This is a genomic window from Scopulibacillus darangshiensis (assembly GCF_004341035.1).
Taxonomy (GTDB): domain Bacteria; phylum Bacillota; class Bacilli; order Bacillales; family Sporolactobacillaceae; genus Scopulibacillus; species Scopulibacillus darangshiensis.
The window spans coordinates 121,043-129,705 of sequence record NZ_SLXK01000009.1 but is presented as its reverse complement, the minus strand read 5'-3'; the positions used below and the strand labels follow the sequence as shown (position 1 = coordinate 129,705).

General features: G+C 41.3%; 9 protein-coding genes. All 9 read right to left on the bottom strand.

Features of this window, described 5'->3' with window-relative positions; translation table 11 throughout:
• Window positions 1-677: 677 nt before the first annotated feature.
• The 9 genes from EV207_RS08590 to EV207_RS08550 are packed head-to-tail and all read right to left on the bottom strand — an operon-like array spanning window position 678 to window position 8,614.
• A complete protein-coding gene (locus tag EV207_RS08590) occupies window positions 678-1,775 on the bottom strand; it encodes a mandelate racemase/muconate lactonizing enzyme family protein (RefSeq protein ID WP_132745688.1) in 1,098 nt (365 codons plus the stop codon).
• A gap of 25 nt (window positions 1,776-1,800) precedes the next feature.
• Window positions 1,801-2,574 (bottom strand): SDR family NAD(P)-dependent oxidoreductase, encoded by a 774-nt coding sequence (locus EV207_RS08585; RefSeq protein WP_132745686.1) that lies wholly within the window; start codon window positions 2,572-2,574, stop codon window positions 1,801-1,803.
• A gap of 14 nt (window positions 2,575-2,588) precedes the next feature.
• The gene (locus EV207_RS08580; protein WP_132745684.1) at window positions 2,589-3,452 is read right to left on the bottom strand and encodes a fumarylacetoacetate hydrolase family protein; all 864 of its coding nucleotides are present in this window, start codon (window positions 3,450-3,452) and stop codon (window positions 2,589-2,591) included.
• 21 nt (window positions 3,453-3,473) lie between these two features.
• The gene (locus tag EV207_RS08575) at window positions 3,474-4,292 is read right to left on the bottom strand and encodes an SDR family NAD(P)-dependent oxidoreductase (protein ID WP_132745682.1); all 819 of its coding nucleotides are present in this window, start codon (window positions 4,290-4,292) and stop codon (window positions 3,474-3,476) included.
• A 19-nt stretch (window positions 4,293-4,311) separates the two neighbouring features.
• Window positions 4,312-4,632, bottom strand: a complete 321-nt coding sequence (locus tag EV207_RS08570) for an L-rhamnose mutarotase (RefSeq protein ID WP_132745680.1) — start codon at window positions 4,630-4,632, stop codon at window positions 4,312-4,314.
• 1 nt (window position 4,633) lies between these two features.
• Entirely contained in the window at window positions 4,634-5,473 is an 840-nt protein-coding gene (locus tag EV207_RS08565) for an amidohydrolase family protein (RefSeq protein ID WP_132745678.1), read from the bottom strand.
• Between the two features lie 23 nt (window positions 5,474-5,496).
• Window positions 5,497-6,342, bottom strand: a complete 846-nt coding sequence (locus EV207_RS08560; protein ID WP_243646996.1) for a carbohydrate ABC transporter permease — start codon at window positions 6,340-6,342, stop codon at window positions 5,497-5,499.
• A 15-nt stretch (window positions 6,343-6,357) separates the two neighbouring features.
• Window positions 6,358-7,305, bottom strand: a complete 948-nt coding sequence (locus EV207_RS08555) for a carbohydrate ABC transporter permease (RefSeq protein WP_207902935.1) — start codon at window positions 7,303-7,305, stop codon at window positions 6,358-6,360.
• Window positions 7,306-7,327: 22 nt separating this feature from the next.
• Window positions 7,328-8,614 (bottom strand): ABC transporter substrate-binding protein, encoded by a 1,287-nt coding sequence (locus EV207_RS08550; protein WP_132745676.1) that lies wholly within the window; start codon window positions 8,612-8,614, stop codon window positions 7,328-7,330.
• Window positions 8,615-8,663 lie beyond the last annotated feature (49 nt).

Below are 8,663 nucleotides of genomic sequence, written 5' to 3'. Positions count from 1 at the left end.
CTATCCAATTTCAATCCGCCTCCGTTCTATTTTTATACACATTTATATCCAGAGTGCGGTTTTCTAAAACTGTCTACTATATAGGTACAATAACAGTAGACTTCTGCGTCGATTTTGCCTGACATTGCGTCTTAGACATAGGTTCTGCGTCCTTTTGAGCAATGATTGCGTCCTCTTCGTAGACTTCTGCGTCGATTTTGCCTGACATTGCGTCTTAGACATAGGTTCTGCGTCCTTTTGAGCAATGATTGCGTCCTCTTCGCAGACTTCTGCGTCGATTTTGCCTGACATTGCGTCTTAGACATAGGTTCTGCGTCCTTTTGAGCGACGACTGCGTCCTCTTCGCAGATTTCTGCGTCGATTTTGCCTGACATTGCGTCTTAGGACACAGTTCTGCTACCTACAGGTGTTTTTGCTTAATTTGTCATCTAACATTAAAAACTTCCGAAAGTTTGTTGTTTTAAATGGTAATTATTGTATTTTTTATTATTTATTAAAATATTTTAAAAAGTCTATAATAAGCATACTCATAAAGTGTATACCTGTCTATACCACAAAGGTACTAGCAAACAAAAAACCGCTTTGGTCAAGTTAATAGAAACGTGATACTAGTTGGTTATTAACATTTTTTGTAGATTAACACTCTACTTCAAATCTCCATGGCGTAAATTGCTCTATTATTCTACTCTATGATTCTCTAAAACCTTATCCGTCAACTTACATCCTAGCCCCGGTTCTTCGGGCAAAATATAATAACCGTCTACGACTTTAATGGGATCTTCCCAGATGTCTAACAATGACTCATAGCAGAATTCAACCATTGGCACATTTGGCGAAGCTGCTGCAAGTTGAATATGAAGTTTTTGTTGCACATTTGTATGGGGAATCACTTCTAAGTTATAACAACGCGCCATCGCCGCAACATCAAGCCATTCATCAATACCCGACAATTTCGTCACGTCCGCCTGGACGATATCAACAGCACCCATTTCAATATAATCACGGAAGTCATATTTCGTATAAATTGTTTCACCGACAGCGATTGGCAAATCTAATGTATGGGCAAGCTCAGCATAGGCCCTTTTATCAAATGGAGGCATCGGCTCTTCAAGCCAATAGACATCTAATTCCTCAAGCTTTCGCCCCCAGACAACAGACGTTTTCAAATCCCATACCGTATTGACATCGACCATAAGCTTCACTTGGTCAGGCAAAGACTTTCGAACAGCCTTCACACGTTCATAATCTTCGCGGGGATCGGGGCGTCCAAGCTTCATCTTGACGGCATCAAAACCGCGGTCAACAAGGGCCGCCATATCCCGAATTAGTTCATCTTGGGTTGATGCCAACCATCCGCCGTCTGTATTATACGCCTTAACTTTATCCTTACAGGCCCCAAGGTACTTCCATAATGGCATGCCGGCACATTTTAACTGGATATCCCAAAGGGCAAGTTCTACGGCACATAATGCTACTCTCGTTACACCCACTTGGCCGATAAAATGGTTTGTAAAGTGGAGCTTTTTCACGACATTTTTGCGATTAAAAGGATCTTCTCCAATAAGGTTAGGCGCATAGTTATCATCCAAAATCGCCTTAGCAGCCCGCATCCCTCTTGTATAGTTCCAGTTAAACCCCCAGCCGCTGATCCCTTCATCGGTATCCACTCGAAGAGCGATAAACTCAACGGATTCCAGTCTTGTCTGCGAATCTGTAATCGCTTTTTGGCGTAACGGCACATCTAGCAAAAATGTCTCGACATTTGTAATCTTCATCGTTTGCCTCCAATGTCCAAGTTTTTTAGTATGGCTTTCCGCCAGTTACACCACCGTCAACCTTTAATCCCGAACCCATCACATAACCGCTTTCATCAGAAGCCAAATAAAGTGCAGCATATGCAACATCTTCCGGGGTGCCTAATTCAGGGCCAAGCTGGCGTTTTTTCAGTCCCGCAATCGCTTTGTCTGCATCATCGTATGACCTTCTCAGGTAATCCTCGACAAATGGTGTGAAAATCGTGCCAGGCATAAGGGCATTCACCCTGATATTATAAGGCGCATAGTCGACTTGCATCGATTTTGTCATTGATAACACCGCACCTTTTGTTGCGGCATATGCCGCGCGTTTCTCTAAGCCCATCTCCGCAATGCATGATGACATGTTTATAATTGACCCGTACCCTTGCTTAATCATAGTTGGAAGAGCCGCCTTTGAAACGAGATAGACTCCTTTGATATTGACCGACGTGACGGCATCCCATAATGACTCATCCAGTTCATGCAAGACACCGACAGCGCTTATCCCGGCATTATTGAATAGAACGTCAATTTTCCCATGACGACTATTAACATCATCGATCCACTTATTGACGGAATCGGCGTCTGTGACATTAACATGGCTAGTATAGATTTCCCCGCCTTTTTCCGTTATTTTATTTATAAGTTCTAATGAAGCTGCATCATCAACATCAGCAATCTCAACAATAGCCCCTTCTTGGCAAAAGACTTCTGCTGTCGCCGCACCGATGCCTTTGCCGCCGCCAGTGATTAAGCAAACTTTATCTTGTAATCTCATCTAAATGTCCCTCCTCATTTCAAAGTATTTTTGAGGACTCCCAATTTATCGATTTCAACATATACTTCATCACCCGGTTTAAGCCATGACTGTTTTTCATCAGGGTGACCAAGAATGACGCCCTCTGGGGTACCTGATAGAATAACATCTCCGGGGCTTAGCACCATGTATTGAGACAAATAATGAATCAGATATTTTACAGTGAAAATCATGTGTTTCGTATTGGATGATTGCCGTTCTTCACCGTTAAGAAAAAGGCGGATATTTAAGTTTTGCGGATCGCCGACTTCATCTGCTGTGATAAGATAAGGTCCGATCGGGGCAAACTTCGGACATGTTTTGCCAAGCAGCCATTGGCCGGATTTAAATTGAAGGTCTCTGGCAGAAAGATCATTGGCATTAGAGTAACCAAACACATATTGTAAGGCTTCTTCTTCAAGAACCTTTTCAGCACGCTTCCCAATAATAACTGCAAGTTCAGCCTCATAATCTACCTTATCGGACTTATCCGGTAGCGGCACATCCTCCATGTGAGCAGCCGCTGAGTCGGAAAATTTACTGAAAACAATTGGTTCTTCAGGAATATCATCATTCGTCTCTTTTGCATGTTCAGCATAGTTCTTTCCGATACAAATAATCTTCTTAGGTTCCGGTACACTTGGTAAAAAAGTGACGCTTTCCTCTGAAATATAATCACTATCAGATATAGATTCATTGTTTAATAGTTGTTTGATTTGAGAGATCTTTTCAGGATTATGAATAACCTTATCAATCCTAATATTTTCATCATTTAAAAGCTTTCCAATCGGCAAAATACCCTTGTCTTCTTTTAAGCCCAAATGTTCCTTGCTGTTATTAGAATAGGACACAAACTTCATGATGCTTTCACTCTCCATTTATTATTTTGTCAAAAGCGTATCTTCAACTGCTTCCCACTCAGCTTTTGGACCTGCACCGTATCCCAACGTCGCACCGCCTTCAATAGGGATGGCTTGCCCAGTAATAAATGATGATTCACTGCTTGCCAAATATAATGCTAATTGGGCAACTTCTTCAGATGATGCCGTCCGGCCAAGCATATGTGAGAAATCACTGTCGCGCTGCATTTGTGCAGGATCCGGCTGCCGGTTGAACCAATCTGCTAAAAGGGGTGTTATAACACCCGCAGGACAAATAGCATTAACGCGGACATTATAGGGTGCAAAATCAATGGCAAGCGATCGCGTTAAAGCAATGATGGCTCCTTTAGTGGCACTATATGCAGGATTCTGTTGTTGTCCAACAAGGCCATTCATTGATCCCATATTAATAATTTTACCCTTGGTCTTTTTAAGACCAGCGATGGCATATTTAATACACAGGAACATGCTCGTTAAATTTATATTGATCAGTCTATCCCAGTCATTTTCATTTATTTCTTCTATAGTCCCTGGCAAAATGGTTCCGGCATTGTTAAAAAGAATATCAAGATCACCATATGTTTCGCGGAGGCGATCCATCATCCGAATGACATCGCCTTTAGATGACACATCTGTTTTGATGGAGCATGCTTCCCCGCCTGCTTGATGAATCTCTTCTGCTGTCTCGGACGCTTTTTGGAAGTCAATATCCACAACTGCGACTTTGGCTCCCTCACTGGCAAAGAGTTTGCATGCAGCTTTTCCTATACCGCTTCCTCCCCCAGTCACGAGAGCAATTTGCTTTTCCAGCCTTTTCATATGCTACCCCCTCTTTAACTTAGTCGAGATGGAAAACTTCTTCCATTGCCGCCCACCACTCTCCTTCATTCCTTGTTTCTATTGGGGACTGACAGGGGTCTGTCACTGCCCACCATTTCTTTGTTTTTGGGTCGGCTGCCATTTTTGCCATATCCTGATGATAATCATTCCCTTTATACTCGTAGTAACTAAATAGGAAGCCATCTTTGTAATAAATGGAATAGTTGCTGATATGACATGCCTTGATGGTTTTAAGTACATCTGGCCAAACGTTTCTGTGCAGCCTTTTATATTCCTCAAGCTTTTCCGGTTTTACTTTAATCACACTGCCAAGTCTCATGTCATTCCCCTTCTAAATGATAGAATTCAATCGCTGTACCGCCTAAAATAGCCTCTTTTTCTAAAGGTGAATAGTGATCCAACACCTTGTTCGTTTCCGTCCAAACCTTATGATAATCTCCCGCCAGATTTGCTACTGGCCAATCACTGCCAAACATCAGCCGTTTAGCACCAAACTTTTCAAGTGCAACATCGATGTATAGCTTTAGGTCTTCTGAAGTCCATTTTTCCGAAGCGGCGGTATTCAGCCCAGAAATTTTTGCATACACCCGGGTATATTCCGCAGCCTTTGATATTTCTTTAGCCCAACTCTCGATCTCCCCTACCTTTATTGGCGGCTTTGCTAAATGATCAATAACCATTTTTAAATCAGGCACTTTTTCAGCTATGGTTGGAACATGTTTCAAATGATTCGGGAAAACAGCGACAACATCAAAAGGCAGTCCGTATGAAGCCAGCACCCTTAACCCTTCAATGACGTCATCTCTGATTAACCAATCGGGATCCTCTTCTTCATGGATAAGGTGTCTAACCCCTTTGAATTTAGGATGTCTGATGAATGCCTCCAACTTCTGATCAGCTTCTTCCGGCCTATTCAGCGGGACCCAGCCCACAATACCAGCGATCCAATCGTAACGCGCCGCTGTATCAATCATATACTCGGTATCTTGATAGGAATCCATTGCCTGCACGACAATCGTTTTGTCTATGCCATTCACCCGAAGCAATGGCTCAAGTTCGGGTGCCTCAAATGTCCGGTTAATGATCTCGCTTTCCTGTGAAAGCCATGGATAATTAACCTTTTCTAAATTCCAAAAATGTTGATGAGCATCAACGTTCAAACCGAATCCCCCTCCCAAAAAAACTATCTTCCTCCCATACCCGTCATCGTGATCCCTTTGATAAAATATTTTTGTGCACAAATAAATACGATCAATGTCGGAATAATGGCTATGGAAGATGCAGCCATCATGAGATGCCATTGAGTCCCGCTTTGCGATTGGAACATCGCAATGCCTAAAGGCAATGTTTTCATGCTGTCCGTGTTCGTAATGATTAATGGCCATAAAAAGTTGTTCCATTGTCCAATAAAAGTAAAGATACCTAGTGCAGCTAGCCCCGGCCCTGATAATGGCAATAGGATACGCCAATACAGACCAAACCTGGAACAGCCATCAATTCGCGCAGCTTCTTCCAATTCAACCGGTATAGTAAGGAAAAATTGTCTTAATAAAAATGTTCCAAATGCCGAAAAGGCACCGGGAAGTATTAGAGCTTGATATGTGTCTACCCAGCCCAAATATTTCATTAATATAAATAATGGAACGATTGTCACTTGACCTGGTATCATTAACGTTCCTAAGTAAAGTAAAAAAAGCATGTCTCTTCCTTTAAACCTCATTCGTGCAAATGCATATGCGGCAAGAGATGATGTTAATAGCACCAATACAACCGTACTTAAGGAAACAATAATCGTGTTTATATAAAATCGCAAAAACGGGAAGTAGTCCCATGCTTTAAAATAATTTGTCCATTCTACATGCGATCCGAACCATTTAGGCGGCATAGTAAATATTTCATTCGATGGCTTTAAAGACGTCGCCGCCATCCATAATAACGGCACTATAAACAAAATCCCTGCTGCAGTTAATAGCGTATAATTTAGAGTTTTCTTAAAACTAAAAGGATAATTCTTTCTTGGCAATTCCAAAAAGCAACATCCTTTCTATTCGTAATGAACCCACTTTTTCTGCATTTTCATTTGAACAAGCGTGACGACAAATATAGCGGCAAATAACACCCAAGCTATAGCGGAGGCATACCCCATTTTAAAAAATTCGAAGCCGTTTTGATAAATATAATAGACAATCGTATTCGTTTTATTAAAGGGCCCGCCATTCGTCATAATAAACGCTTGGTCAAACACCTGAAATGAAGAAATAATGGTCATTATGACCGCAAAAAACATGGTTGGAGACAGCATTGGCAATGTGATTTTCCAAAAACATGTCCATTTTCTAGCGCCATCGATTGAAGCGGCTTCGTAAAGTGTTTTTGGAATCCCCTGAAGTCCCGCAATAAATATGACCATGTTATAACCAAAACCAGCCCACACACTCATGATAATGATAGAAAGCATGGCGAATTTAGGATCACCTAACCAATTTGGTCCGTCGATCCCAAACCAGCCTAAAAAGCCATTAATGAGCCCATATTGGGGATTATAGAGCCATTTCCAAATGAGAGCACTCGCAACCATTGGAACAAGAATGGGCATAAAAAACATCGTGCGAAATACAACACTGCCTCTGCTAATTGAGTTAAGCCAAACGGCAAAACCTAGCGACACAATGACATTTAGCGGAACGAGGACAACGACGTAATAAACAGTATTCAGCAAGACCTTCACGAAGAGCTCATCTTTGGTAAAGAGATGAATGTAATTTTCCAATCCAATAAAACGAGGTTTGTCAAGCATTGGCCAATCAAAAAAGCTCATTATAATAGAAAACAAGACTGGAAAAGCAGTAAAAATCAAAAAACCTATTATATTCGGCAATAAAAACAGGTAGGGTGTAATCGTCTCTATTATTCTTTTTGATTTTCTGTCTGGCTTTTTTATTAGTGGTTTTGGATTGATACTAGAGTTAGTTGATGTTTGATAATTTGCCACTCTCCGCACCTCCTTCGTTTACCTATTCCTTATTTAATTCATCCAATTTTCTTTGTATTTTATTTAGAGCGGTCTTGACATTTTCTTTTCCGTAAAATATCGGTTCTAGCCCTTGGTTTATGATTTCCTCTGCTTCAGCATATTTCGGCGATGTTTTATACGCCTTTGAATTTAGTGCTTGTTTGTGGAACGCGCTTATATTATCAATATCTTTGTTGTACTTATTAAAAGCCTCCACTGCTGAATCCCTAGCTGGGTACGCGCGGCCATTTTTCGCCAGGTATTTTAATGATTCTGAATTTGTTATGACCGAAATAGCTTTGAACGCCTCTTTTTTATGTTTCGACTTGGCTGAAACAGCAAGGCCTGAACCAGCTACGAAGCTGACATTCCTTCCAGTTGGAGCCTTCGGCATGACTTGAACGCCAATATCAAGTTTCCCAGGTTTTTCGTATTTTTTATACCCTTGGATTGTCCACGGACCATCAATGATCATCCCTATTTTTCCGCTGCTGAACTGTTCGTCATAGCCAATTGCCGACAACTCTCCGGCTGTTGGTGCAACTTTATATTTATTTACCAGGTCAGATAAGAATTTGAAAGCTTTAATCGTTTCAGGTGAGTTTATTTTATAATCCCCATTTCCCTTTAACCAGTCACCATTCATTTGCCAAATCCAAGGCGTTGAATCCCAAATATGATCAGGAAAAGCAAAGCCGTACTCCTTTTTTTCGCGATGTGTTAACTTTTTGGCTCGATCCAAAAAGCCCTCCCAGGTCATCTTTTCGTCTGGCAGAGGAACGTGATATTTTTTGAACAGCTCTTTATTATAAAGCAGTGTAAATGCCCCATAATCATATGGAAGAGCGTAAGTTTTGCCATCGTATGTCATACCATCCGTAATGGCTTTATTAAAGTCGCTATAGTTCAAATTTTTGCTTGTATCAATATAAGAATTCAAGGGTTCAAATATCCCCTTCTCAGCATAAACGGGCAATTGTGCACTTTGCATGCCCACAATATCGGCCGTGTTCCCACTCGCGATTTGGGTTTTGAGTTTGGTCCAATAGGTATTCCAATCATATACTTGCATGTTCACTTTAATGTTTGGGTACTTCTCAGTTACCTTTTTGGCCAATGCTTCCCATTGCGGACGATCACCTTGACCAGCCCAAAACATCCAGGTTAATTCAACCATCTTTTTTCCATTGGTCCCTTTTGCCCCTTGTGATCCTCCACTACATGCGGATAAAAATACTAACAGCATTACAAATATGAGACTTAATAATTTCAACTTTTTTACCTTCAACTTAACTCCCCCAGACTAAATGATTTTAAAAGCATTGTCAGTCCGTCGG